This window comes from Mesorhizobium sp. P2_C5_2 (assembly GCF_056404535.1).
The window spans coordinates 1,181,439-1,207,379 of record NZ_JBFUDV010000001.1 but is presented as its reverse complement, the minus strand read 5'-3'; the positions used below and the strand labels follow the sequence as shown (position 1 = coordinate 1,207,379).

Annotated in this window: 22 protein-coding genes; 3 read left to right on the top strand and 19 right to left on the bottom strand. The window is 64.6% G+C overall.

Features of this window, described 5'->3' with window-relative positions:
• The first annotated feature begins 24 nt into the window (after positions 1 to 24).
• Positions 25 to 3,450 carry an acyl-[ACP]--phospholipid O-acyltransferase gene (locus AC1D1B_RS05790; RefSeq protein ID WP_477330145.1) on the top strand — a complete coding sequence of 1,142 codons (3,426 nt, stop codon included), beginning with the start codon at positions 25 to 27 and terminating at the stop codon, positions 3,448 to 3,450.
• Positions 3,451 to 3,498: 48 nt separating this feature from the next.
• On the opposite strand, the gene AC1D1B_RS05785 is transcribed toward AC1D1B_RS05790, so the two are convergent.
• The 12 genes from AC1D1B_RS05785 to exbB all read right to left on the bottom strand — a co-directional run bounded on the left by AC1D1B_RS05785 (position 3,499) and on the right by exbB (position 16,428).
• A complete protein-coding gene (locus AC1D1B_RS05785; RefSeq protein ID WP_477330143.1) occupies positions 3,499 to 4,710 on the bottom strand; it encodes a hypothetical protein in 1,212 nt (403 codons plus the stop codon).
• A 45-nt stretch (positions 4,711 to 4,755) separates the two neighbouring features.
• Positions 4,756 to 5,706 carry a hypothetical protein gene (locus AC1D1B_RS05780; protein ID WP_477330141.1) on the bottom strand — a complete coding sequence of 317 codons (951 nt, stop codon included), beginning with the start codon at positions 5,704 to 5,706 and terminating at the stop codon, positions 4,756 to 4,758.
• A gap of 134 nt (positions 5,707 to 5,840) precedes the next feature.
• Complete coding sequence (locus AC1D1B_RS05775; protein WP_477330139.1) at positions 5,841 to 7,637, bottom strand: ABC transporter ATP-binding protein; 1,797 nt, start codon at positions 7,635 to 7,637, stop codon at positions 5,841 to 5,843.
• Between the two features lie 148 nt (positions 7,638 to 7,785).
• A complete protein-coding gene (locus tag AC1D1B_RS05770) occupies positions 7,786 to 8,730 on the bottom strand; it encodes an acetamidase/formamidase family protein (RefSeq protein WP_477330137.1) in 945 nt (314 codons plus the stop codon).
• Complete coding sequence (locus tag AC1D1B_RS05765) at positions 8,720 to 10,363, bottom strand: ABC transporter substrate-binding protein (protein WP_477330136.1); 1,644 nt, start codon at positions 10,361 to 10,363, stop codon at positions 8,720 to 8,722. The genes AC1D1B_RS05770 and AC1D1B_RS05765 overlap by 11 nt, the downstream gene beginning before the upstream one ends.
• A gap of 51 nt (positions 10,364 to 10,414) precedes the next feature.
• Positions 10,415 to 11,335, bottom strand: coding sequence for an ABC transporter permease (locus tag AC1D1B_RS05760; protein WP_023815305.1), 921 nt, complete (start codon positions 11,333 to 11,335; stop codon positions 10,415 to 10,417).
• Positions 11,332 to 12,234: an ABC transporter permease gene (locus tag AC1D1B_RS05755; RefSeq protein WP_477330134.1), complete on the bottom strand. Its 903-nt coding sequence runs from the start codon at positions 12,232 to 12,234 to the stop codon at positions 11,332 to 11,334. The genes AC1D1B_RS05760 and AC1D1B_RS05755 overlap by 4 nt, the downstream gene beginning before the upstream one ends.
• Entirely contained in the window at positions 12,212 to 12,829 is a 618-nt protein-coding gene (locus AC1D1B_RS05750) for an ANTAR domain-containing response regulator (RefSeq protein WP_477330132.1), read from the bottom strand. Before AC1D1B_RS05750 ends, AC1D1B_RS05755 begins: the two co-directional genes overlap by 23 nt.
• Positions 12,826 to 13,920: a transporter substrate-binding protein gene (locus AC1D1B_RS05745; RefSeq protein WP_477330130.1), complete on the bottom strand. Its 1,095-nt coding sequence runs from the start codon at positions 13,918 to 13,920 to the stop codon at positions 12,826 to 12,828. The genes AC1D1B_RS05750 and AC1D1B_RS05745 overlap by 4 nt, the downstream gene beginning before the upstream one ends.
• A gap of 178 nt (positions 13,921 to 14,098) precedes the next feature.
• Entirely contained in the window at positions 14,099 to 15,037 is a 939-nt protein-coding gene (locus tag AC1D1B_RS05740; RefSeq protein WP_477330128.1) for an energy transducer TonB family protein, read from the bottom strand.
• Positions 15,034 to 15,492 carry a TonB system transport protein ExbD gene (gene exbD / locus AC1D1B_RS05735; protein WP_477330126.1) on the bottom strand — a complete coding sequence of 153 codons (459 nt, stop codon included), beginning with the start codon at positions 15,490 to 15,492 and terminating at the stop codon, positions 15,034 to 15,036. The genes AC1D1B_RS05740 and exbD overlap by 4 nt, the downstream gene beginning before the upstream one ends.
• Before the next feature lie 6 nt (positions 15,493 to 15,498).
• Positions 15,499 to 16,428 carry a tonB-system energizer ExbB gene (gene exbB / locus AC1D1B_RS05730; RefSeq protein WP_477330124.1) on the bottom strand — a complete coding sequence of 310 codons (930 nt, stop codon included), beginning with the start codon at positions 16,426 to 16,428 and terminating at the stop codon, positions 15,499 to 15,501.
• Positions 16,429 to 16,769: 341 nt separating this feature from the next.
• On the opposite strand from exbB, the gene AC1D1B_RS05725 reads away from it, so the two are divergent.
• Positions 16,770 to 17,444 carry a cysteine hydrolase family protein gene (locus AC1D1B_RS05725; protein ID WP_477330122.1) on the top strand — a complete coding sequence of 225 codons (675 nt, stop codon included), beginning with the start codon at positions 16,770 to 16,772 and terminating at the stop codon, positions 17,442 to 17,444.
• Between the two features lie 208 nt (positions 17,445 to 17,652).
• Here AC1D1B_RS05725 and AC1D1B_RS05720 read toward each other — a convergent pair whose 3' ends face one another.
• Positions 17,653 to 18,612 carry an LLM class flavin-dependent oxidoreductase gene (locus AC1D1B_RS05720; RefSeq protein ID WP_477330121.1) on the bottom strand — a complete coding sequence of 320 codons (960 nt, stop codon included), beginning with the start codon at positions 18,610 to 18,612 and terminating at the stop codon, positions 17,653 to 17,655.
• 169 nt (positions 18,613 to 18,781) lie between these two features.
• Positions 18,782 to 18,937, bottom strand: coding sequence for a hypothetical protein (locus AC1D1B_RS05715; protein ID WP_477330119.1), 156 nt, complete (start codon positions 18,935 to 18,937; stop codon positions 18,782 to 18,784).
• A 234-nt stretch (positions 18,938 to 19,171) separates the two neighbouring features.
• Here AC1D1B_RS05715 and AC1D1B_RS05710 point away from each other — a divergent pair, with 234 nt between their 5' ends.
• Positions 19,172 to 19,939: an SDR family NAD(P)-dependent oxidoreductase gene (locus tag AC1D1B_RS05710; RefSeq protein WP_477330117.1), complete on the top strand. Its 768-nt coding sequence runs from the start codon at positions 19,172 to 19,174 to the stop codon at positions 19,937 to 19,939.
• Between the two features lie 169 nt (positions 19,940 to 20,108).
• Here AC1D1B_RS05710 and AC1D1B_RS05705 read toward each other — a convergent pair whose 3' ends face one another.
• From AC1D1B_RS05705 to AC1D1B_RS05685, 5 genes are all read right to left on the bottom strand, one after another.
• A complete protein-coding gene (locus AC1D1B_RS05705; RefSeq protein ID WP_477330115.1) occupies positions 20,109 to 21,053 on the bottom strand; it encodes an ABC transporter permease in 945 nt (314 codons plus the stop codon).
• The gene (locus AC1D1B_RS05700; protein ID WP_477330114.1) at positions 21,050 to 22,105 is read right to left on the bottom strand and encodes an ABC transporter permease; all 1,056 of its coding nucleotides are present in this window, start codon (positions 22,103 to 22,105) and stop codon (positions 21,050 to 21,052) included. The genes AC1D1B_RS05705 and AC1D1B_RS05700 overlap by 4 nt, the downstream gene beginning before the upstream one ends.
• A complete protein-coding gene (locus tag AC1D1B_RS05695; protein WP_477330112.1) occupies positions 22,105 to 23,616 on the bottom strand; it encodes an ABC transporter ATP-binding protein in 1,512 nt (503 codons plus the stop codon). The genes AC1D1B_RS05700 and AC1D1B_RS05695 overlap by 1 nt, the downstream gene beginning before the upstream one ends.
• Before the next feature lie 242 nt (positions 23,617 to 23,858).
• Complete coding sequence (locus AC1D1B_RS05690) at positions 23,859 to 24,884, bottom strand: BMP family protein (protein ID WP_477330110.1); 1,026 nt, start codon at positions 24,882 to 24,884, stop codon at positions 23,859 to 23,861.
• A gap of 108 nt (positions 24,885 to 24,992) precedes the next feature.
• Complete coding sequence (locus tag AC1D1B_RS05685; RefSeq protein ID WP_477330108.1) at positions 24,993 to 25,940, bottom strand: ABC transporter permease; 948 nt, start codon at positions 25,938 to 25,940, stop codon at positions 24,993 to 24,995.
• Between the last annotated feature and the right edge of the window lies 1 nt (position 25,941).

Genomic DNA, 25,941 nt, shown 5'->3' with positions numbered 1-25,941 from the left:
TCTTGCCCAATGGAAGCCGCCGCTATGGAAATCGCTTCGATCAATCGTCCCACAGCTCATCTGATGACGTCCCGGCGCTTTGCGCCTTTGTTCTGGACGCAGTTCCTGTCCGCCTTCAACGACAATTTCCTGAAGAACACGCTGGTGTTCCTTATTCTGTTCACGCTGGCGGCGGATCAGGCAGCGTCCTTGGTCACCCTGGCGGGGGCTGTGTTCATGGCCCCCTTCCTGCTCTTGTCTGCCCTTGGTGGCGAGATCGCCGACCGCTTCGACAAGGCCCTCATCGCCAAGCGTCTGAAATTCGCTGAGATCGCCGCCGCGGGTGTCTCCGTCGTCGGCATCGCGCTGTCGTCCATTCCTGTGCTGATGGTGGCGCTGCTGATGTTCGGCATCATCTCGGCCCTGTTCGGGCCGATCAAATACGGCATCCTGCCGGATCACCTCGAGCGCAAGGAACTGCCCAAGGCCAATGCCTGGATCGAGTCGGCGACGTTTGCCGCAATCCTTGGCGGCACCATCGCCGGCGGCGTCGTTTCCGCCGACGGCATCGGCGTTACGGTCTTCGGACCGATCATGATGGCCTTGGCCGTCGGCTGCTGGCTCGTCAGCCGCCACATCCCATCCACCGGTTCGGCGGCGCCCGACCTCGTCATCGACAAGAACATCTTCCGCTCGACCTGGCGCCAGGTCTCGGAATTGCGCACCGACATGCGCATCTGGCGCGCCGGCCTGATGACGTCCTGGTTCTGGCTGATCGGCGCCATCGTGCTCTCGATCCTGCCCACCTTGATCAAGGATTCGCTCGGCGGCAACGAGATGGCGGTCACCGTCTATCTCGCCGTGTTCGCCGTCTCGATCGCCATCGGCTCGGCCATCGCCGCCTGGATGTCGCAGGGCCGCATCGTGCTTCTGCCCGCACCGGTCGGCACGGCGCTGCTGGCGCTGTTCGGCCTGCATCTCGCCTGGACGATCTGGAGCATGCAGCCTTCGCCCCAGGCAGCAACCCTTGGCGCATTCTTCGCTGGCCCGAACACGATCCGGGTCGCCATCGACCTCGCCGGCATGGCCATTGCAGCCGCCTTCCTGGTGGTGCCGACCTTCGCTGCCGTGCAAGCCTGGTCGCCCGAGGCGCGCCGCGCCCGCGTCGTTGCTGCCGTCAGCATCGTCAATGCTGGTTTCATGACCGTCGGTGGTATTATTGTCGCCTTGATCCAGACGAAAGTCTCCACCGGTGGCATTCTGTTCGGCCTCGCCGGAGCCAATGCGATTGCAGCCTGGCTGATGTTGAAATTCCTGCCGACCAATCCCTTCCGCGATTTCGTCTCCATCCTGTTCCGCGCCTTCCTGCGCCTGGAGGTCGAGGGCATGGACAATCTAAAGGCGGCCGGCAAGGCGCCGATCCTGGCACTCAACCATGTCAGCTTCCTCGACGGTCCGCTGGCGCTGACGCTGACCGATGAGGAGCCGGTCTTCGCCATCGACTACACCATTGCCCAGGCCTGGTGGATGAAGCCGTTCATGAAGCTCGCCCGTGCGCTGCCGCTCAACCCGGCCAAGCCGATGTCGACCCGCACGCTGATTAAGATTGTGCAGGGTGGCGACCCGCTGGTCATCTTCCCGGAGGGCCGCATCACCGTCACCGGCGGCCTGATGAAGGTCTATGACGGCGCCGCCATGGTCGCCGACAAGACCGGCTCGATGGTGGTGCCGGTGCGCATCGACGGGCTGGAGAAGACCTACTTCTCGCGGCTGAGCTCGCAGCATGTGCGCCGCCGGCTGTTCCCGAAGGTCAAGGTGACCATTCTGGAGCCGGTCAAGCTCGAGGTGCCGCAGGAGCTGAAGGGCCGCAAGCGCCGCGCCGCGGCGGGCTCCGCCCTCTACCAGGTGATGTCGGATCTCGTCTTCCGCACCCAGGACATCGACAAGACCGTGCTGGAAAAGATCATCGAGACGGCCAACGAACGCGGCATGAAAAAAATCGCTGTCGAGGATCCGGTCACCGGTTCGCTCACCTACGGCAAGCTTTTGACGGCCGTTGCCGTGCTCGGCGAGAAGTTCCAGAACATGTATGCCGACCAGCAGACGCTTGGCGTCATGCTGCCCAACGCCAACGGCGCCTGCGCCGCGTTCCTCGGCGTCATGTCGGCCGGCAAGGTCCCGGCGATGATGAACTTCACCGCAGGTGCGGCCAACATACTCTCGGCCTGCAAAGCGGCTGAAGTCCGGACAGTCCTCACCTCCCGCGCCTTCGTCGAACAGGCAAAGCTCGGCGCTGTCGTCGAGGAACTCGGCCGCTCGGTCGAGATCGTCTGGCTCGACGATCTCAGAAAGACCATTGGTCTCAAGGACAAGCTGCTCGGCCTGCTGCGCAAGTCGACGCCGCGCGCGCAACGCTTGCCCGACGATCCGGCGGTGATCCTGTTCACCTCGGGTTCGGAAGGCACGCCGAAAGGTGTCGTGCTGACCCACCGCAACATCCTGGCCAACGCCGCCCAGGCGGCGTCGCGCATCGACTTCCATTCGGGCGACAAGGTGTTCAACGTGCTGCCGATCTTCCATTCCTTCGGCATGACGGCGGGCACGGTGCTGCCGCTAATTTCGGGCGTGCCGGTCTATTTCTATCCCTCGCCGCTGCACTACCGCATCGTGCCGGAACTGATCTACGCTTCCAACGCGACGATCATCTTCGGTACCGATACGTTCCTCTCGGGCTATGCGCGCACTGCGCATCCTTACGACTTCCGTTCGATACGCTATTGTTTTGCCGGCGCAGAACCGGTCAAGGCAGCGACGCGCATGACCTATATGGAAAAGTTCGGCGTGCGCATCCTCGAGGGTTATGGCGTCACCGAGACAGCACCGGTGATCTCCATCAACACGCCGATGTACAATCGCTCCGGAACCGTCGGCAAGATCATGCCCGGCATGGAATACCGCCTCGACCCGGTGCCCGGCGTCGACGATGGCGGACGTCTGTTCGTGCGCGGACCCAATGTCATGGCCGGCTATCTCCGGGCCGAGAAACCCGGCGTGCTCGAACCGCTGGAAGACGGCTGGCATGATACGGGCGACGTCGTCGCCATCGACGAGGGCGGCTTCATCACCATTCGCGGCCGCGCCAAGCGTTTTGCCAAGATCGGCGGCGAGATGATCTCCCTGGCCGCCGTCGAGGCGCTGGCCGGCGAATTGTGGAAGGGCGCATTGTCGGCGGTCGCCACCGTGCCGGATGCACGCAAGGGTGAAAAGCTGATCCTCATCACCGAGGCACCCGGCGCGACCCGCGCGGAATTCCTGGCCTTCGCCAAGGCCAATGGCGCCATGGATCTGATGGTGCCGGCCGAAGTGCGGGTGGTCTCAAAGGTGCCCGTGCTCGGCTCCGGTAAGCTCGACTTCGCCGCTGTGACCAAAACGGTGCGCGACGAAGAGGCCCTGAAGACCAAGGCCGCCTGATCTGGAAATGACGAACGGGCTGGCGCAAAACGCCGGCCCGCCTTCTCCTTAAGTCATCGCTTCCCGTTGCGCGATCAACATGGCCATGCGCTGGACGGCGCGCAGTTCCATTTCCACACCCGGCGATGACGCCAGTGCCGGCATGTTGAGCGCGACCACGGTCAACGGATTGAGCGTCGCCAGCAGCACATGGGTCGCCTCATACTTCTCAAACAGCCATGCCAGCTGTTCACGGATGTCGTGGTCGACAAGCGATTGTGGCTGCACATCGGCGATGGAGCGCACGGGGGCCCGTTCGAGGGCCCGGGTCAAAACGTTCAGGTCGAAATCGCCAAGCTCGGCCGCCGGCAGGATCAAGGCGCCGTCGACAAGGATATGGTTCTGCAGGCCGCGCAGGAAGTGCGCCGAATCCGTCAAATCGCCCTCGGCCATGTGCCGCAGCAGCGAGTCGCGACGTTTTTCGGCGGCAAGGCTGACGCTGTCATTGTAGATGACCGCTAGCAGCGTGGCGGACAGCACGATCACCACGCCCTGCACGCTTCCCCGCCAGCCGATATGATCGATGCCGCCCAACGCCAGACCGGCAAAGACCGAACTCAGCGCGATGACGGCGAAGGCGCCGATCGTGTCTCGATGGCTAGGGCTCGGCCGGCCAAGGCCGATCGTCAGCCAGCACAGGAACAGGATGGCGATGCCGCCAAGCCGCACCGGCACCTCGAACAGGCCGGGCCGATAGTCGGTGATCATGAACGGAATGATAAGCAGCAGCGAAAGCGCCATGCGCTCGACCGTGCGGTTTTCGGCAGCCGACAGGCTGGTCCGGTCGCGCATCACCACCAGCCAGCCAATGGCAAGAAAGCCACCAAACTGGAAAAGCAGAAGTGCCGCCATTCGCCACGGCTCGGCGAAGCGTTCCGGGATCATTGCCAGCAGCAGGAACGCGGCGGCGCCGCCAGCGGCGAGAAACTTGAGGAAGAAGGGAGCGTGCCGGCGCAGCAGGCCCTCGGTCAGCAGCAGCGCCGCCAGCGGCAACAGCCCTGCGGCCACGATTGTGACGAGCCGGAAGATGCCAAAGCCGCTGACCCAGTCGAGGATACGGCAGGCAAGCAGCACGGCCAGCACCCGCAAGCCGAACAGAAAACGCCGCGACAGCGGATCGCCGGTGTCGCGCCCGCCGACGACCGCTATGACGATCAGCAACCCGGCCAGCGCCGCCAGCGAGGTGATGGTGTCGGCGACAAGCGTGTTGTCAAAAGTCATGCACTCTTGTCCATCAGCTTGAATCGGCGCACGGGAACAAAATAGCTAGCGTGTCCATGGTCGCAACACGTCCCATTGCCGGCCAGAGTCGGCCCAGTGAACCACCGGCAGGATGAGTCGCTGCAAGGTGGCCGCTGTGCCCGCAACCGCCAGGGCAGCAAGTGAGCCACGCGGAACGGCATCGGCGAGATAGATGCGCGCGGCCTGAAAATTCATCTGCCCGATCTGCAGCACATCGTCGCCGCGCTCGTAATCGAGCTGGTTCCGGCAGAAGTCGTTGTAGGTTTCGGCCCGATGCTTGGCCGCGTCGTCGAACGACTTTTTCAGATCGTCCGATCCGCCGGTATAGGCATTGGTGACGACAAAGCGCTCTTCGTCGAAGCCCGCTTCGGGGCCGACACCAAAGACATGCCGGTGACGCGCCATGATCTGCCGCGCCAAAAGGACATGGGTCAGCGAGCGCCGCGCGCCGGAATGGGGATCGGGAAACACGTTGCTGAAGGCCTCCGCTACCATGCCGACGACGGCGGGGACCTGCGTGACGTTGGAGATCCAGATCGGCCTGAACTGGTTGCGCAGGAACATCAGGAAACAGGTCAGGCCGTAGAGGATCCAGCTCAGGCCGCGGCTGCGCTCGTCCGGATCGATCATAACCAGACCGAGGTGCAGCACCTCATAGGGCTTGCCGGCCAGCGAAATCTCCATCAGCGCCAGCGCATTGAAGGCGATCGGCCGCCTGTCGCTACGCCTATAGACGATGGTGATGATGGAATGTTCCAGCCGGCTGCGATCGCCGGAAAATACGCCATAGGTCAGGCTGCCGGCCTTCAGCGTCTTCGACGCCACCAGCCGCAGATCGCTGCTCAGCTGCTCCAGTTCGGCCGCCTTCATCCAGCGCCCGGGCCGCTCGACGACGCGCGTCTCGTAGCCGGCGGACACGCGCATGCGCACATCCATAAACCGACCCGGCAGCAGCTGCAGAACCGCCTTGAGCACTATTTCCCCCCAGGGCAAGAACGCCGACCGTATAGTGGTCGTCGCCCACCTAAGACGCGGTAAATCCGAGACGACAAGTCTTGGTTGTGCTTAACAAGGTAAAAGAACAGCTGCAATCGCCAGCCAGTGCGGGCTCAGCTTTCGGCAGCGACCAGATGGCCGTTGCCAACGTCATTGAGCGCCAGCTTCAGCGGCGCCTCGCCGATGTTGCGGGTGGCGCTCGGGATCTCCTGGTCGAGGCGGGCGAAACGCGTTCTGCGTTGCGCCGGGTCGGGCACCGGCACGGCTTCGATCAGCCGCCTGGTGTAGGGGTGGCGCGGGTTGGAAAACACCTGGTCGCGCGTACCCATTTCGACGATCTGACCAAGATACATGACGGCGACGCGATCGGAGATGTTTTCGACCACCGCCATGTCATGCGAGATGAAGAGATAGGCGACGCCGAATTCGCGCTGCAATTCCTTCAACAAATCGAGCACACGCGCCTGCACCGAGACGTCGAGCGCCGACACGCTTTCATCGGCGATGATCAGTTTTGGCCGCAGCGCCAGCGCCCGGGCGATGCAGACGCGCTGGCGTTGGCCGCCGGAGAATTCATGCGGATAAAGCTCCATCTGGTCGGCCGACAGGCCAACGCGCTCGAACAGCGCCGCCACCCGGTCACGGCGCTCTTCCTTCGAGGCAATGCCGTGGATGACCAGCGGCTCGGCGACGAGGTCGCCGACACGCATGCGTGGGTCGAGCGAGGCGAAGGGATCCTGGAAAATCATCTGCACGTCGCGGCGAACGGCCTTGCGCTCGTCGCGACCAAGTCCCGAGAGGTTGCGCCCGCCGATGACGATGTCGCCGCTATACGGCACCAGCCCGGCCAGCGCCTTGGCCGTGGTAGACTTGCCGCAACCGGACTCGCCGACCAGCGCCAGCGTCTCATCCGGCGCGATCGAGAAGCTGATGCCCTCGACGGCGTGGACGCGGCGAGTGACCTGGCCAAAGATGCCGCCGCGCAGGTCGAAGCGGACATGCAGGTCGTTGACATCAGCGACACTCGCCGGTTTCGGAGCTTCGGCCGCATCCCTGGATTTCTGGCGGCCGACGCCGCTGCCGATGCGTGGCACGGCGGCCAGCAGCTCGCGCGTATAGTCCGCCTGCGGTCGGGCAAAGATATTTGATGTCGTACCCTCTTCGACCATGCGGCCATGGCGCATGATGATGACGCGATCGGCCATTTCGGCGACCACACCCATATCGTGGGTGATCAGGATGACGCTGGTGCCATGCTGGCGCTGCAGGTCGCGTAGCAGCTCCAGCACCTCGCCCTGCACGGTGACGTCGAGCGCAGTCGTCGGTTCGTCGGCGATCAGCACATCGGGCTCGAGAGCCAGCGCCATGGCGATCATCACCCGCTGGCGCATGCCGCCGGACAGCTCGTGCGGAAACTGCCTTAGCCGGCTTTCGGCCTCCGAAATCCGCACCGCCTTCAACGCCTCGATCGCGCGCTGGCGAGCCTCGCTTTGCGACAGGCTGGTATGCGCCTCAATGGATTCGGTCAGCTGCCGGCCGATCGACAGCACCGGATTGAGCGACGTCATCGGCTCCTGGAAGATCATGGCAATGCGATCGCCGCGTATGCGGCGCATCTGGCGCTCGTCGAGGGTTGCCAGATCGGTGTCGCCGAGACGGATGGAGCCTGACGATATGCGTGCGGCCGGCTGCGGCAGAAGCTGCATGATCGCCAGCGCGGTCATCGACTTCCCGGAGCCGGATTCGCCGGCAATGCAGAGTGTCTCGCCACGAGCCAGCGTCAGCGACAGGTTGGAGACAACCTCGCGCTCACCATCCTCGCCGCGCACGCTGACGGAGAGGTTGGCGATGGAGAGGATGGGGGTTGTTTTGTCGGTCAGCGCCGCACCCCCCTCTGGCCTGCCGGCCATCTCCCCCTCAAGGGGGGAGATTGGATTTCACTCCGGCCTTCGCCACCCGCCAATGTTTGAAGAAAGGCGAGACGATGCAGCTGCCGATCTCCCCCCTTGAGGGGGAGATGTCCGGCAGGACAGAGGGGGGTGCAGCGCCAACCCAGCGTCATTCAAACACGCAGCGCGGAAAATAGAACGACACCACCCAGTTCGGCATGTCGACGATCTCACTGATGCGGAGATCGCCACAGACCGAAGCCAGCATATAGGCCTCGACCGGATCGATCTTGTAGCGCCCAGCAAGCAGATCGACCATCTGGGCGACCGCTTCCTTTGCCCCCGTCATCAGGTTTGGCCCGATGCCAGTCGTCACCTCATAGCCCTTGGCGTCGAGATGGCGTGTCACCGGACCTGCAGTGGTGAAGCGCGGCGTTTTCGGCCTGGCGTCCTTGACCAGATCGAGCTTGAGCACGACGTCCATCGGGCTTTCGATCGCCGTGCCGCAGACCTCGCCGTCGCCTTGCGCGGCATGCGTATCACCGACCGAAAACAGCGCACCGGCCACTTCCACCGGCAGATAGAGCGTGGTGCCGGCAGCGAGGTCGCGGATGTCGAGATTGCCGCCGACGCGCCGAGGCGGCACCACCGAGTGAAGCCCCATCTCAGCCGGCGCATTGCCGATGGTGCCGGCAAACGGTTTCAGCGGCACCCGCGCGTTCTTGCCGAACAGCGCTGGCTCGAGCGAGGCGGCATCGTATTTCCAGATATTCAGCGCCGGCTCCGGGAAGTCGTCGGCGAGCAGGCCGAACCCCGGAATGTTCGCCGTCCAGCCGAAGCCGGACGGTTTGAACATCTCGATCGTCACCTTCAGCGCGTCACCCGGCTCCGCACCTTCGACGAAGATCGGCCCCGTCACCGGGTTGACCCTGGCGAAGTCGAGCTTGGCGACGTCGGCGACCGTGCTGTCGGCCTTCAGCTGGCCGCCGGCGGCATCGAGGCACTGGAACTCGATGGTCGAGCCGGGCGCCACCCGCTCGGTCGGGGCAAAGGAATTGTCCCAGCCGAAATGGTGATGGCGCCCGTGGATGGTGTAGTTGCAGTTATTGCACATCTTTTACGTACACATTGTCGTAGTTGATCGGGATATGAACCGGGTCGACATAGAGGTTGTCGGCGCCGCCCATGCGCGCTGACTTCATGGTGAAGCGCTGTTCGTTGAACACCGGCGCCCACGGCGCGTCTTCCATCACCTTGTCGTAGATGGCGCTCCACATCTTGTCGCGCTCGCCGGCCTTGGCCGGATCGACCACCGAATCCGCCTCGGCCGCCTTGGCGTCGAGATCCTTGTTGCAATACCACGACCAGTTCCAGCCGCCCGGCACGGCACCGGCGCAGCCGAGGATCGGGCCGTAGAAATTCGACGGATCCGGGAAGTCGGCGATCCAGGCCATGCCGCCCGACCAGATCATCGGCGCGCCGGCCTTGTCGCCGCCAGCGGCAATGACGTTGGCCTGCGCCAGCGACTGGATGCTGGCCTTGATGCCGATCGCCGCCAGATCCTGCTGGATCGCCTGGGCGATGCGCGGGTTGGGGTCGGTGTTCATGGCGAACAATTGCGTGTCGAAGCCGTCGGGATGGCCGGCCTCGGCGAGCAGCGCCTTGGCCTTGGCGACGTCATAGGCGTAGCCCTTGTATTCCTTGTCGTAGCCCGGCATCGACGGCGGCAGCGGCTGATTGGCCGGCACGGCGCGGCCGTTGATGATCTGGATGATGCGCGCCTTGTTGAGCGCCATGTTGACGGCCTGGCGCACCTTCACATTGTCGAACGGCGCCATGGTGGTGTTCATGGTGACGTAGCCGGTGTGCAGCTGGCCGCCCTCGACGACGCGCGCCTTCTGCTCGGGATCGGCCATCACCTCCTGGAATTTTGCCGGCGGAATGCCGTCGCCGGGCACGTCGATCTCGCCCTTCTGCAGACGCAGCAGCGCCACGATCGGCTCCTGGCCGATCTCGAAGGTGATCTTGTCCAGATGCGGCAGGCCCTTGTGCCAATAATCCGCATTGCGCTCAAAGACGATGCGCTGGCCCAGCGTCCATTCAGACAGCTTGAAGGCGCCGGTGCCGACCGGATGCTTGCCGAAATCGGCGCCGTATTTTTCGACCTCTTCCTTCGGCACCACATGAGCGAAGTTGATGGCCATGACATGCAGGAAGGTGGCGTCGGGGCGGGTCAGCTCGAACTTGACCGTGTAGGGATCGACGACGGTAACGCCCGACAGGCCTTCGGCCTTGCCGGCGGCGACATCGTCATAGCCCTTGATCGAGCCGAAGAAGCCGGCGCCGGGGCTCTGCGTCTTCGGGTTGGTGACGCGGTCGAGCGAGTATTTCACGTCGTCGGCCGTCATCTCACGGCCATTGTGGAATTTCACGCCGTGGCGCAGCTTGAAGGTGAAGGTCTTGCCGTCCGGCGCGATCTCGTAGCTTTCGGCGAGGTCGGGCTTGAGGTTGGTGGTGCCCGGCTCGTAATCCATCAGCCCGTCGAACAGGCTCTTGATCATCGACCAGTTCTGCCAGTCATAGCCGATCGCCGGATCGAGGGTCGCGACATCGTCCTTGTAGGTGATGGTGATGGCGCCGCCCTGCTTGGCGTTCGGGTCGACAGCGTCTTCGGCGCGGGCGCTGGCCATGCCGAGCATGAGCGCCAGCGCCGATGCCGCGACGGTGGATGCGAGAAACTTTTTCATTGTTATGTTCCCTTTCTCTGTTTGTTTTTCATTTTCATCTGAGCTTGATGGTCATCTGAGTTTAATTCGGGGGTCGATGAAGGGCGCGATGATGTCGGCCAAGAGATTGCCGAGCACGATGGCAAAGGCCGAGACCAGCGTGACACCCATGATGATCGGAATGTCGACGCGCTGGATCGCTTGCCACGCCAGTTGGCCGATGCCGGGCCAGCCGAAGACGCTTTCGACCACGACGATGCCGCCCATGAAGATGCCGATGTCGATGCCGATCATGGCGATGACCGGTAGGATGGCGTTGGGCAAGGCATGGCGGAAAATGATGGCGCTGCGCGCCAGGCCCTTCGCACGCGCGGTGCGGACATAGTCCTGGCGCAGCACGTCGATCATCGACGAGCGCATCATGCGCGCATACCAGCCGGCGCCGAGTATGCCCATGGTCAGCGACGGCAGCACCAGGTGGCGCCAGGTGCCGTAGCCGCCGATCGGGAACCAGCTGAGCCGCACCGCAAAGACGTAGAGCAGCAGCAGGCCGACGACGAATTGCGGCGCCGAGACGCCGACAAAGGAGGCGACCATCAAGGTCTGGTCGGTGGCGGTGCCGCGCTTGACGGCGGCGATCAGGCCCATGGAGAGCCCGATCAGCAGCTCGCACAGGATGGCGCCGACCATCAGCAGCAGGCTCGCCGGCAGCCGCGAGACGATGAGCTCGGTGACCTCGGAGCGCTGGATGTAGGAGCGGCCGAGATCGCCGCTGACGAGCTTCGTCAGGTAATGCCAGTACTGGACGACGAAGGGCTGGTCGAGGCCGAGCTGCTGGCGGATGTTTTCCACCGTCTGCGGCGTGGCGCTGCGGCCGGCGATCTGCCGCACCGGGTCGGCCGGCAGGAGGTAAAGCAGCGCGAAGGTGATCAGCGAGACGCCGAGCAGGATGAGCAGCGACTGGATCAGCCGGCGGCCGAGATAGGCGATCATGCCCGCCCCCTTTGCGTCGGATCGAGAATGTCGCGCAGCGCATCGCCGATCAGGTTGAAGGCCAGCGCCAGCGCCAGGATCGCCGCACCGGGGAAGAACACCAGCCAGGGCGCGGCCTGGAAATAGGTCTGGTTCTCGAAGATGATGTTGCCCCACGACGCCGTCGGCGGCTGCACGCCGATGCCGAGGAAGGAGAGTGTTGCTTCCAGCAGAACCGTGGTCGAGATGCCGAGCGTGCCCCAGACGATGATGGTCGGCAGGAGATGCGGCAGGATGTGCCGGAACAGGATACGCGGCGCACTGGCGCCGATGGTGCGCTCGGCATCGATGAACTCGCGTTCGGCCAGCGAAGATGTCTCGGTGTAGATGACGCGCGCGGTCTGCACCCAGTTGACCAGCGCGATGACCATGGCGACGATCCACAGGCTGGGCTGGAACACCGCCGCCAGGCAGATGGCGAGCAGCAGCGCCGGGAAGGCCATCATCAGATCGGTGAAGCGCATCAGCGCGCTGCCGATCCAGCCGCGGAAATAGCCGGCGGTGACGCCGACCAGCGTGCCGATCAACAGCGCTACCCCATTGGCAACGATGCCGATGATCAGCGAGGTGCGGGCGCCATAGAGGATGCGGGTCAACAGGTCGCGGCCGAGCAGGTCGGTGCCGAGCCAGTATTGGGCGCTCGGCGGCAGAGGCGAGCCTTCGATGGTCAGGCCGTCGAACATCTGTTCGTTGGGATCGTAGCCGGTCAGCCACGGCGCCAGCGCGGCGCCGGCGACGACGATGACGACAATGACCAGGCCGAGCAGCGCCAGGCGGCGCTTGACCAGCCGGCGCCAGACGCCGGCGCGTGGCTTGGCCGGCATACGCACAGGCAAATCAGGCGCGATGGGACTGGTCATCGCCGCCTTCCTCGCCCGATACGTCCTCTTCCGTCATCGCCACGATCCGGCGCGCCGCATCCTCGACGCTGATCTGCCAGCTCATCGCCAGCGAGCGTAGCTGCGCATAGGCGCGCTCGTCATCGCTGCCTTTCGACAATGCCGTCACCGCACGCACGATGGTCTGGCGCTCGGCGACGCGCTGGCGCAGCGACGCAATCTCGCCGGCTAGGTGTTTTCGCGCCTCGAAGCTCTGCCTTGCGATCAGTAGCGCACTGTAGACACCGGCATTGCCGACCGGCTTCAAAAGCTGCGCGTCAGCCTTATGCGACAACGCCCACTCGATGCGGCCCGGCGCCTCGGAGCCGATCAGTGCCACCAGCGGCATTGGTGCTTCTCCGGCTTTCCACGGGAATTGCTCGTCGAAACCAAGATCGGCATCGAAGAAAACAAAGTCGGCGGCCAGCGCTTCGGGCGGCAGTTCCGGCCAGCAATCGACTGTGATCAGGCCGATGGCCGACAATTGCCTGGTGATCGCCTGCACCGTCGGATGCGGGCGATGCAGGATGAAGGCCCTGGCGCCGCCGAGATTGGGAATGCGCGGGATTCTCGTCACGACACTACCCTCAAGCGCGGGCGGCCGAATGTTTTGGCAGGGTCGTAGCGCGATAGATAGGGGTCCGGCGCCACCTCGTCCTCACGGCTGACGACCTCGAAGAAGCCGTCGGCGATGCGGCCGATGATCACCGGCAGCGTCGCATGCTGGGAGTGCGCATCGATGGCGATCGGCCCGAGCCGGGTCGAGAAGCGCCGCTCGGCGAAAGCTTTCGAGAATTCCGCAGGGCCGGCATCGGCATCGCGCGACAGCACATCGGCCATCACTTGCACCGAGGCATAGGCGGAGGCCTCGAAAGACGACGCGAAGGCGGCCGGCCGTGGCGCGAAATACGGCCCGACCGACAAATGGCCCTTGCCCGTCTCGCCGATCGCCGGCAGTTCGCCCTCGGTGAGGTTGCAGGAAATGACGGGGCAGTTTTCCGGCCGGAAGGCGGCATCCTCGTCGCCCAGATCGCGATAGGCGGCGAGGAAGGCGTAGGACGAGGTGCCGATCAGATTGTTGAGGATGAAATTCGGCCGCGTCGCCCGGATTTCGGCGATCAGCCGCGACACGTCGGTCTCGCCGATGCGCAGATAGCGCTCGCCCAGCACCTTGCCGCCTGCATCCGCGATCAGGTCGCGCGCCACGCGGTTCATCTCCCAGCCCCAGATGTAGTTCGAGCCGAGCAGAAAACCGTTGGCGCCGAAGCGCGGCACGACATGCGCCATCAGCGGCACCAGATGCTGGTTGGGGCAGGCGTGCATGTAGACGACATGCTCGTTGGCCTCGAAGCCTTCATAGGGGCAGGCATACCAGAGCATGCCGCCGGCCTTTTCGAGCACGGGGATCGTCTCCTTGCGGCTCCACGAGGTGACGCAGCCGACGACGTGGCGGGCGCTGCTGGTCCTGAAAATGTCTTCGCACAGCGTCGCGTAGCGATCCGCATTGCTTTGCGGATCGCGCTCCACCGGCACCAGCTCGATGCCTGAGCTGCGGTCGGCATTGATGTCGGCGATGGCACGCATGGCGCCCATCCGGCAGGCATCGGACACCAGCTGATAGCTGCCCGAGCGGGAATACAGGATGCCGATCTCGATACGCCGTTTCAAACAGAACCCCAGAAATGACAATGCCCCGCAGCCGGCACCGCAGGGGCGAGGCATACGAGGCATATTTGCCGCCCGGCGATCAGAGCCGGTATTTTGCGCTAGCGTATTCGCTCCGGCCGGTCAGTCAAGCGGGAAAAGTGGGCGCCGCCGCGAACGGACCGCACACGAGGCAACGTCTTCAGTCCCGCAGGGTGAACACCAGAGGCGCCACGATGCTGGTGCCGACCTGGTCAGCAGGCGGCGTGGGCGCCGTTGCACCTTGCAGCGCGCCGAGCGCGGCGCGGTCGAGATCGGCATCGCCCGAAGATCCCGCCAGTCGCGCGGATGTCACCTTTCCGGAGGCGTTGAGGACGAAAGCCACTCTGGCGGTCCCGATAGCCCGCCTCGGCCTTGCCGCGCTTGGATAGTGCGTACGCCGCTTGATCCACGCGCCCAGCTGGGACTTCCATCTGTTGGAATTGCCGGACCGCGCGCTGGATTGAGACGCTTTCGGTGCCGACGCCTTTGCCCCCGCCTTCGCATCGACGCTGGCGGTCACCACGGCTTTCGCCGGCGCAGCCTTTTCCTTCTTCTCTTTCTTCGGGCGCGGCTTGGGCTTTTCGACCGCCTTCGTCGCCTTCTCGACCGGCTTGTCCTCCACCGGCTTGGCCTGCGGCAGCGGAATGACCACGTCCGGCGCCACGGCAGGGACAATGTCGGGCACAACCTCGTCGAGCGGCGGCTGGTCGGCCGCCGCCGTCTCGGTCGGTGCGGTCTCGTCGGGTTGAACCGCTTCCGGCTCCTCGGCAACCGGCTCCAGCTTGTCGACCTCGGGCTCCACGACAGGTTTAGCGTCGGCGACAGTCTCCTCGACCTGGTTCGTCGGCTCCGGCGTCACCACATCGGCCATCGTGTCCTCCGGCACCGCCGGCGTGACCATCATCGGCGACAGCTCGATCGCCACCGCGGGCGGCGGACCACCATCCATCTCGTTGGCCAGGCTGAAGCTCTGCACGGCATAGGCGATCGCGACATGCGCGCCGACGATGAGAATGGCCGCAGCCGTCCACAGGCCGATCTCTCGCGCGCCAGTGCGCGGCAGATCGGCCATGGGAACGGCGGCGGCCAGATGCGTCATGGGGCGGCGCCTGGTTGGGGAGCCGATGCGTCCGTCGGCACCGTCTCCAGCCCGACCAGTGCGATCTTCAGATAGCCGGCGCCGCGCAGCAGGTTCATCACCTCCATCAGCTCGCCATAGCCGACCGCCTTGTCGGCGCGCAGGAAGATGCGGGTCTGCTTGTCGCCGTTGGTCTTGCCGTCGAGCACGGAGGCGAAAGCCTGGCGCGGAACGCTGTCGTTGCCGATCGCCAGCGTCAGATCGTCCCTCAGCGTCAGGAACAGCGGCGTTTCTGGCCGCGGGGCCGGCGTTGCGGTCGAGCCCGGCAGGTCGACATTGACGTCGACCGTCGCCAAGGGTGCGGCGACCATGAAGATGATCAGCAGCACCAGGATAACATCGATGAACGGTGTGACGTTGATCTCGTGGTTCTCCTCGAGATCGCCGTCGATAGTCTCGCGAATTCTAGCCGCCATAGCCCATCACTCCGCCGCCAGCGCGGGCGCTTGCGGCACCATACGGAAATCGAGGTCGCGGCTGACCAGCCGCTCGACGCCGGCCGAGGCATCGGCGAGAATCTGCCGGTAGCCGGATATCGAGCGCGCGAAGACGTTGTAGATGACCACTGCGGGAATAGCCGCGACCAGCCCCATCGCGGTGGCCAGCAGCGCCTCGGCGATGCCGGGCGCGACGACGGCGAGGTTGGTGGTCTGCGCCTGCGAGATGCCGATGAAGGCGTTCATGATGCCCCAGACGGTGCCGAACAGGCCGACGAAGGGCGCCGTCGAGCCGATCGTCGCCAGCACGCCGGTACCACGCGACATGCGCCGCGCCGCCGCCGCCTCGATGCGCGACAGGCGCGACGTGACGCGTTCCTTCAGCCCGTCGCCGGTGACGTGGTCGAGCGCGCCGGCCGAAAGCGCTGCCTCTTCCTCGGCCGCCTGCACCAAGAGCGCACCGGGGCCGCCACTGTTGCCAAGCGCACGGCTGGCTTGCCGTAGCGTGGCGGCATTACCGATGGCACGCGCGGCGCGCCGGGCGCTGAGCTTGCCGAAGAGGATTTCAAGCGACTTTGCCAGCCACACCGTCCAGGTGACGAGGGAGGCGAAGGCGAGCCCGATCATCACCGCCTTGACGATGATGTCGGCGGCCATGAACATGCCCCACGGCGACAGATCATGCGGCAGGGTCAGCGATATCGCCGATGGCTCGGCCTGCGCGGGTGCACCGGGCTGAGTGGCCGGTAATGGTGCGGTAGGCGTTGCCTGCCCAACCGCCGCGGGCGCTGCCTGTTCTGGAGGCGCAGCCTGCGCCGTCACCGGATGCTGAACAGCCGGCTGCTCCTGCGCCGCGACGCTGCCCGTCGACAGCATGACCGCGGCCAGCGCCGCCAACAAAACATTTCTGGACACGCTTCGTCCTCGCTTCGTTATTGCACGTAGCCAATGGGCTGGCCGGTGACGGGATGCGCAAACACCCCCGTCTCGACCCCGTAAGTCCAGCCACAGAATTCTGGCTTTCTCTCAAACGCGGCACAGCCGCTGGAAACCAATTCAGGCAGCCGTGCCCCTGCCTTGACTATAAAACATGAGTTTACTAGTCAACAAACAAGATGGCTTTGGCCAACAGTCTTGGCGCGATGTGTCAACCAGTGCATCGTCTTGGTGTCGGTCTACCTGGTGTCGTCACACTGAGGGGTGGACGGCGACGCGAGTCCTGGGCCACGATGACGTGGCAGCAGGCGAGGCAGCCGATGATCAAGGCGACACCGTTCGATTTCCCCTATGACGGCCGGCTGGTGCCGACAAACACCGCGCTCGTCGTCATCGACCTGCAGGAGGACTTTCTCTCGACATCGGGCTATTTCGCCCGGAAGGGGTATGACCCGGCACTGCTGCGCGCCATCCTGCCGACGGTCAACCGATTGATCGCGGCCGCACGCTCGGCCGGCCTCACCATCATCCACACCAGACAAGGCTACCGCGGCGACATGGCCGATATGACGCCTTACGAGAGATGGCGGCGCAAGCGGGCGGGCCTCGAAGGCACCGACGTGCTGCTGCGCTCCGGCCCTGGCTTTCAGATCGTAGCCGACATCGAGGTCGCGCCCGACGACATCATCGTCGACAAGACCTGCAACAGCGCCTTCACCTATACCGATTTCGAGCTGGTGTTGCGCGCACGAGGCATCACGCATCTGATGTTTTCCGGCTGCACCACCGATGTCTGCGTGCACACCACGCTGCGCGAGGCCTGCGACCGCAATTTCCAGTGCCTGACCATCGCCGACGCCTGCGCCAGCGGCGACCAACGAGCGCATGAGGCGGCGCTGCATATGGTGACGGTGGAGGACGGCGTTTTCGGCGCGCTGGCGGAATCGGTCGCTGTTATCGACGCCTTGTCACGATTGAGTGGGAGAGCTGACTAAACGCTAGAGGGACAGCACCCCCCTCTGGCCTGCCGGCCATCTCCCCCGCAAGGGGGGAGATCAAGCGCTCAGACGCTTTCGCCAACCTCGACTGTCTAGAGAAGCGGCACCTCGAAGCTGCCAATCTCCCCCCTTGCGGGGGAGATGTCCGGCAGGACAGAGGGGGGTGTGAAGGATCGCTACGAAACAGCTTTCACTCCACCGCGAGTCACCGCGCCGCGTGAATGTCCGACCCGCCTCGCGACGCAAACGCGCCTGGCTGCGGCGCCTCGGCCTCGCGGCGTGCCAACGAGTTGCGCAAGAGCGCGATCGTCTCGCGGCCGATGCTCGCGATCTCACGCGGCCTGTCTACGCCGACGATCATGAATTCACTGATGCCGAGCGCCGCATAGGGCAGCAGCGACAAAGCGATGTGCGCCGGCGGTCCGGAAAGCTCGACCGCCTTGTGGGCGCCGGTGGAGACTCCGCCTTCGGCACGAATGCGGACTGGAAGCGCAAAACGCAGCTTGCCAGCGCGGCCATGTTCGGCGGCGGCGCTGCGCGCCCGTTCCATCAGCTGGCGGATGTCGTCGAGCGAACCAGCCGCCAGCTCGAAGACGTCGGCATGGCGGCCGGCGACCTTCAGCGCCGTGCCGGACTGGCCACCCATGCGGATCGTCACGTCGACGCCATGCGGACCCTTGCGCGGCACATAGCCGCCCTTGATGCTGTAGAAGGCGCCTTCATGATCGAACGGCCGGTCGTTCGACCAAAGCCGCTTCAGCAGCACCAGATATTCGTCGATGCGCTGCCAGACCACGGTGTGCCCGACCGGACGCGTCTCGGCATCGTCGTCATCCAGCGGCTCGCTCAGCATCCTGAGCGACAGCCGGCCGCCGCTCTTGGCGTCGAGCGCCGCCAGCTGCCGTGCCGCGACCGCGGGCGCGATCACGCCGGCCCAATGCGTCAGCACCACTTCCAGCGACGAGGTGCGGTCGAGCGCCTGGGCGGCAATGTCCATATTGGTCAACAGCCCAGCCTGGTCGTCGACGACAATCTTCTGGAAGCCGGAATCCTCGATCAGCGACAGCTTTGTCGCCGTCTCGACGAAATCATAGAAGAAAGGAACGGCCGAACCGGCGTCGGCGGCCTGCGTTTTACCGGGAACATGCGTGAACTCGATCGGCATTGCCATCTCCTCCATCACGTTGGATGCATGTCGCCCAAAAGTGGCCCCGGTTTTGGGGCAACGACATGCGCAAAACAAAGCGGTCCGCGGCCAAGCGCATCCGCGTTCGGTTCAACAACTCCGGTCACTCACTGAAAGCGCTAGGTCGCCACCCTTTCGGCCTGATCGCTCAGGGAATAAGGCCAAGCACGACTGCCCCGGTGAACACAAACGCAAGGGCAAAGACGAGATAGGCGAAAGCGCCTGCATAGGCCGGGCGGAAACCCTGGGCATTTGCCAGCCTCTGGCTGCTGCGATCCGTCTCGGCGTTCTGGATATAGGACATATCGACCTCCGTCTCGGCGGTTAATCTATAAAATCAGTAGACTTTGTCGAGTGCTATTTTTTGGCGATATGTAGAACTATTTTCTCAGGCGGCGCATAAAATTAGGCCCACTTTGCTATGAGGCCCTCATCGGCAGCAATCGCCGGGTTGGCTTGGCCGGCCCGTGCATCGGAGATAGCATCACCATTCCGGCGTAAAAAGCTGGGCCATTGAAGCGGGGTAGGGAGCAGAAATATGGGTGGAAGACTGGCTGGCAAGGTCGCCATCATCTCGGGCGGCGCGACGGGAATGGGCGGGGCGGCGTCGGAATTGTTTGCGGCCGAAGGCGCCAAAGTGGCGATCATCGACCGCAATGGCGAGGCGGCTGCCGCAACGGCGGCAGAGATTCGCGCGCACGGGCATACAGCCGAGCATTTCGTCGCCGATGTCTCCGATGAAGCGCAGGTCGAGGCGGCGGTGAAGGCGGCGACGGCCAAGTTAGGCCCGGCCACCGTGCTGTTCAACCATGCTGGCACCATCGTCATAAAACCGTTCCTGGAGACGACGGTGCAGGAATGGGACTGGCTGCACGCTGTCAATGTCCGCTCCATGTTCCTGATGACGCGCGCCGTACTGCCCGGCATGATTGCCGCCGGCGGCGGCTCGATCGTCTGCACCTCGTCGATCTCGGCGGTGGCGGCCACGCCGATGGAGGTGCTCTACGACACCACCAAGGGCGCCTGCCACATGTTTGCGCGGGCGATCGCCGTCGAGTTCCGCGACCGCAACATCCGCTGCAACGCCGTCTGCCCCGGCTTTATCAGGACGCCGCACGGGCTGCGCGAGGTCGCCGACCTCGGCAAACTCGGCGTCGACGTTTCCGACGCCGCATTGGCCGCGCAGCAGGGCCGCATCGGCGAACCGGAAGAAGTGGCGAAGGCAGCGCTATACCTCGCCAGCGACGAGTCCAGCTTCGTCAACGGCACGCATCTGTTCGTGGACAACGGCTTTACGGCGATGTGAGCCTTTCCAGGCTCGGGTTCCTCGCCCCCACGGAGTGGGGGAGAGGTGGCTCGGCGAAGCCGAGACGGAGAGGGGGAATGGCTCCGCCCTCAAATGATTTTGGAGACAATTTCACCAGCGTCGCGGGCCCCTCTCCCCCGCTTTGCGGGGGCGAGGAACCCAAGCCATATCAACGCTCTTCTCGTCGAAACGGCTTCAGCAGCGCTGACGGCGCCACCGCATTGCGTGACATCACCGCCATCGCCACGATGGTGAAGATGAACGGCAGCATCAGAAACGCCTCGTAGGGGATGTGCCCGAGCCCGCTTGCCTGCATGCGCAGCTGCAGGGCGTCGACGAAGGCGAACAGCAGCGCCGCGCCTGCCGAGCGCCACGGGTCCCAGCGGCCGAACACGACCAGCGCGATCGCCACCCAGCCGCGTCCGGAGACGACACCGAAGGTGAAGGCGTTGAATTGCGCCATCGACAGGAAGGCACCGGCCAGTCCCATCAGCGCGCCACCGAGGATGACCGCCTGGAAGCGCGTGACAATGACGCTGACGCCGGCGGAATCGGCGGCGCGCGGATTCTCGCCGACCATGCGCACCGACAGGCCCCAGGGCGTGCGGTAGAGTATGAAAGCGGCGAGCGGGATGGCAATGATCACCATGTAGACCAGCGCAAACTGGTTGAACACGGCGGGGCCGAGTACCGGAATGTCGGACAGGAACGGGATCGGCAGCGTTGCGAATCCCTTGATGCTGGGCGGCACCGATTGCTGGCCGAAGATCAGCCGGTAGAGGAAATAGGCAAGGCCGGACGAGAACAAAGTCACGCCGATTCCGCAGACATGCTGGCTGAGGCCGAGCGCCACGGTGAACAGTGCATGCAGCGCGCCCATCAGCATGCCGGTCAGTACTGCCGCCAATATGCCGAGCCACAGGCTGCCGCTGAGGCTGGCGGCGGTGAAGCCGGTCATTGCCGAGAGCAACATGATGCCTTCGATGCCGAGATTGAGCACACCGGCCCGCTCGGAGAACATTTCGCCGAGGGTCGCGAATGCGAGCGGCGTGGCGATGCGGATGATGGCGGCGAGAAAGCCGACCTGAAAAATCTGTTCGAACACCGCGCTCATGAGGCTGCTCCGACGCGGCGGATGCGATAGGCGGTGAACAGCAGCGCCACCAGCATGGCCAGCAGCGCGGTGCCTTGGATGACATCGCTGAGGAAGGCCGGCACGCCGGTCGCCCGCGACATGGCCTCGGCCCCGGTCATCACGGCGGCCAGGAAGATCGCAGCCGGCACCACGCCGAGCGGATTGAGCCTGGCCAGCATGGCGACGACGATGCCGGAATAGCCGTAGCCCGGCGAGATGTCGCTCATCACCTGGAAATGCACGCCACCGACTTCGCCGACGCCGGCAAGCCCGGCCAGCGCGCCCGACAGCAGCGCCGTCGAGATCAGCACCCGCTCGACATGGATACCGCCATAGCGTGCGGCTTCCGGGCTTTCGCCGGTGACCCTGATGCGGAAACCGAGCGTGGTGCGCACGATGAGGAACCAGATCAAGGGGGCAGCGATCAGCGCGGCGACGACGCCTAGATGCAGCCTTGTGCCTTCGAGCAGCACCGGGAAGTTCGCCGAATCCTCGATCGGCGGAGAGATCGGATAGCCGCTGAAGCTGTCCTTCCAAGGGCCTTCGATCAGCGCCATCAGCGCATAGTAGATGACCGAGTTGAGCAGCAGCGAACTGACGACGTCATCCACCTTGAATTTGACCCGCAGCGTCGCCGGCACCAGCGCCACCGCAGCACCGGCTGCAGCACCCGCCAGCGCCATCAACAGGATGGCGAGCGCGCCCGGCATCGGAATGGCGCCGACGAAGCAGCTGGCAACCGCGCCGGCCAGCAATTGGCCTTCGGCGCCTATGTTCCAGAACTTCGCCCGGAAGGCGACGGCGACCGCCAGCCCGGTGAAGATCATCGGTGCCGCCCGCACCAGCGTTTCGGTGATGGCGTAACTGTCGCCGAACGAGGCTGACAGCATCACGCCATAGGCCTCGAGCACCCCGGCACCGGCCAATGCGATCAGGCCGCTGCACAGCACAAGCGTCGCGCCGATGGCCAAAAGCGGCAGCGCCAGATTGAACCAGGCAGGTGTCGAGCTGCGGGCTTCGAGGCGGAACATCAGCTGTGGCCCTCCGCCCCGGTCATCAACAGCCCAAGCCGCGCGATTGTGGCATCCGCGCTGTCCAGCGTGCCGGCGATGCGGCCCTCATACATCACCGCGATGCGGTCGCAGAGCACGAGCAATTCTTCGAGATCCTCGCCGATGACGACGATGCCGCAACCCTTGGCGCGCATGTCGAGGAATTTTTCGTGGATGAAGCGGGCCGCTCCGATGTCGAGGCCGCGCGTCGGCTGCGACACGATCAGCACCTTCGGATCGAACGCGAGCTCACGCGCCAGCAGCGCCTTCTGCAGATTGCCGCCGGACAGCGCGCCGGCGCGGGTCATCGGCCCGGGGCACCTGATATCATAGGCCTTGATCTGTTCTTCCGCGAAGGCGCGGATCGCATCCGGCTTGAGCAGGCCTCTGCTGCTGAACGCCGCCGTACCGATGCGCGGCAGCACCATGGAATCGGCAAGCGGCAGATTGGTCACCAGCCCGGTCGTCATGCGGTCTTCCGGAATGCGGCCGAGGCCGAGCGCCTGCACCTCGCGTGGTGAGAACCGCCTCACCGGTTTGCCGGCTATCGTCATCTCGCCGGTGTCAGGCACCCGTGTGCCGGAAATCACCTCGGCCAGCGCCCGCTGGCCATTGCCGGAGACGCCGGCAATGCCGAGGATTTCGCCGGCCCGCACCGACAGCGATACATCGCGCAACGGCGTGCCCGAATGCCGTGAGGTGGAAATACCGTCGAACGTCAGCACTTCCGCACCCGGCGTCGACGGACCTCTCGCCGGCGGCACGATCTCATGGCCGCACATCAGCTCAGCCATTGCAGCCGATGTCGTGTTGGCGGGATCGTCGACCCGGCCGGCAACGCGGCCATGCCGCAGCACCGTGCAGCGATGGGTGAGCGCCCGCACCTCGTTCAACTTGTGCGAGATGAAGATGATGCCGAGGCCTTGCGCCGCCATCGAGCGCAGCGCCGAAAACAGCCCGTCGACCTCGCTCGGCGCCAGCACCGCGGTCGGCTCATCGAGGATCAACAGTTTCGCTCCGCGAAACAGCGCCTTGACGATTTCGAGCCGCTGCTGCTCGCCGACCGACAGAGCCGAGACCGGCAGGTTAGGGTCCAGCGTCAGCCCATGCTGGCGGCTGATGTCGGACAACCGGGCAAGCCCGCCGGCGCGATCGATGCGGCCGGATTTGCCTGGAATGCCGATGAGCAGGTTCTCCAAAACCGTCAGCCGCGGCGCCAGATGAAAATGCTGGTGCACCATGCCGATGCCGGCGGCGAGCGCATCGGCCGAGCTGGTGATCCGCACCGGCTTGCCCTGGATGAGGATTTCGCCGGCATCCGGCGCATAGGCGCCGAACAGCACATTCATCAGCGTCGTCTTGCCAGCGCCGTTTTCACCCAGCAACCCGAGGATCTCGCCCGGCGCGACGCTGAGGTCGACGCCCTCATTCGCCTTGACGGCGCCGAAGCTCTTGGTGATGCCGCGCATTTCGATGAGAGGGGCAGACAAGGATGCTCCTGAAGGGTTGGGCTTGGCTCAGCTTTGACCTGCGAGGGCGTGCCCGTCACACCCCCCTCTGGCCTGCCGGCCATCTCCCCCTCAAGGGGGGAGATTGGATGTCACGTCGGCTTTCGCCAATCTCCGCCGGAAATAAAAGCGCCTCCGGCTAAGCTGCCAATCTCCCCCCTTGAGGGGGAGATGCCCGGCAGGGCAGAGGGGGGTGGCTAGGCGCCAACCCCGAGCAACCAAGCCTAATCCGAAACCGGCGTGTTCTCGTCGACATCGACCCGGAAATTGCCTTCCAGGATCTCGGCCTTCTTCTTCTCGACCAGGTCCTTCACCTCAGCCGGCAGAGTCTTGTCGAATTTGTGGTAGGGCGCCAGGAAGGAACCGCCCTTGGCCATGCGCGAGAAATCGCCATAGTCCTGCGCGGTGAAGACGCCGGCCTTGACCAGTTTGATCGCCTGCTCGACCGTCGGATACATGTCCCAGACCGGGCCGGTGATGACCGTGTCGGGGCCAAGGCTCGACTGGTCGGACATGTTGGAGATGGCGAGGATCTTCTTGTCCACCGCCGCCTCGATGACGCCGAAGCGCTCGGCGTAGATGACGTCGACGCCGGCATCGATTTGCGCGACCGCCGCTTCCTTGGCCTTGGGCGGGTCGAAGAACGAACCGATGAAGGCAACCTTCTTCTTGATGTTCGGATTGACCTCCTTGGCGCCGGCAAAGAAGGCGTTGACCAGCCGGTTCACTTCCGGAATGCCCATCGCCGCAACCGCGCCGATCGTGCCCGATTTCGACATCTTGCCGGCGATCATGCCGGAGAGATAGGCCGGTTCGTGGATCCAGTTGTCGAAGACGCCGAAATTCGGTTCCGCCGGCCCCGCGCCCGAGCCGAACAGGAAGGCCGTTTTCGGGAACTGCTTGGCCGTCTTGCGCGATTCACGCTCGGCGGCGAAGGCGTCGCCCAGCACCAGCTGGTAGCCGCCTTGCGCATATTCGCGCATGACGCGGCTGAAATCGGCGGTCTGCACTTTTTCCGACCATTTGTATTCGATGCCGAGTTCCTTCTCGGCCTTCTGCAAGGCGACGTGGATCTGGTTGTCCCACGGCTCCTCGATCGGCGTGGCGAAGATCGCCGCCACCTTCAGCTTCTTGTCCTTGGCGAAGGCTGCACCTGGCAGCATGGCGGCAGCCAGGCCGAGTGCGCCAAGCTCCAGCACGTTGCGACGTGACAGGCCTGTCGATTGCGATTTGTTTTTCCGGTTTTCCATCTAGTGCCCCTCTGTTTGACAGCCGTGTCGAGCCGGCTGTTCTGAAATCAGACGCAGAACTATGGAACGGGTGCGGACTTTTGTCCACATGGTCAAATTTGGCGCGATCTATCGCAAGGCCTTCTCGCCACCGGCCACGGTGATGACGCCGACGATGATCAGCCCGGTCAGCAACAGCCGGACGCCGGCGCTGACGCCGAATGTGTTGAGCATGGTCAACAGCAGCACCAGGAACAGCGCCGCGCCCCAGACGCCGGGAACATTGGCCTTGCCGCCGGCAACCGAGGTGCCGCCGATGACGACGACGGCGATGGAGGCGAGCAGGTACTCATTGCCGATATCGACATTGGCGCCGCGGAAATAGCCGGCGAGCAGGGCGCCGTCGATGCCACCGAGCGCGCCCGACAGCGTGTAGGTGAGGAAGCGGGTGCGGCCGACATTGACGCCGGCCAGCCACGCGGCGCGGATATTCTGGCCGATCGCCAGCACCGAGCGGCCATAGATCATGCGCTGCAGCGCGATGGCAGCAGCAATGGTGAACAGCACGGTGAGGATCGCCAGCACCGGAATGCCCAGGATTTGCCAGTTGGCGAAATCGGCAAAGCCCGGCGGCGGCTTGATCTGCAAGCCACGCCCATAGCTGATGTCGATCGACTGGATGATAAAGCTGGCCGACAGCGTGGCGATGATCGGCGGAATGCGCAGCGCCCAGATCAGCAGATAGTTGACGGCGCCGATCGCCGCGCCGCAGGCGAGCGCTGCCAGCAGACCGACCACAATCATGGAATCGCTGCCACCCATCACCTTCATGGCGACGGCGCTGGCGAGCCCGATATTGGCCGGCAGCGACAGGTCGACATTGCCGGGGCCGAGCGTGATGACGAACATCTGGCCAACGCCGACGATGACGGTGAAGACGGCCAGCGAAAGGGCGGCCGTAACCATGCCGCCGGCACCATAGCCGCCAGTGAAGGCGATGGTCGCCAGCCAGACCAGCAGCGCGCCGATGAAGGACCAGATCCAGGGTTTGGCGATAAGCGATTTAACCAGCGTCATC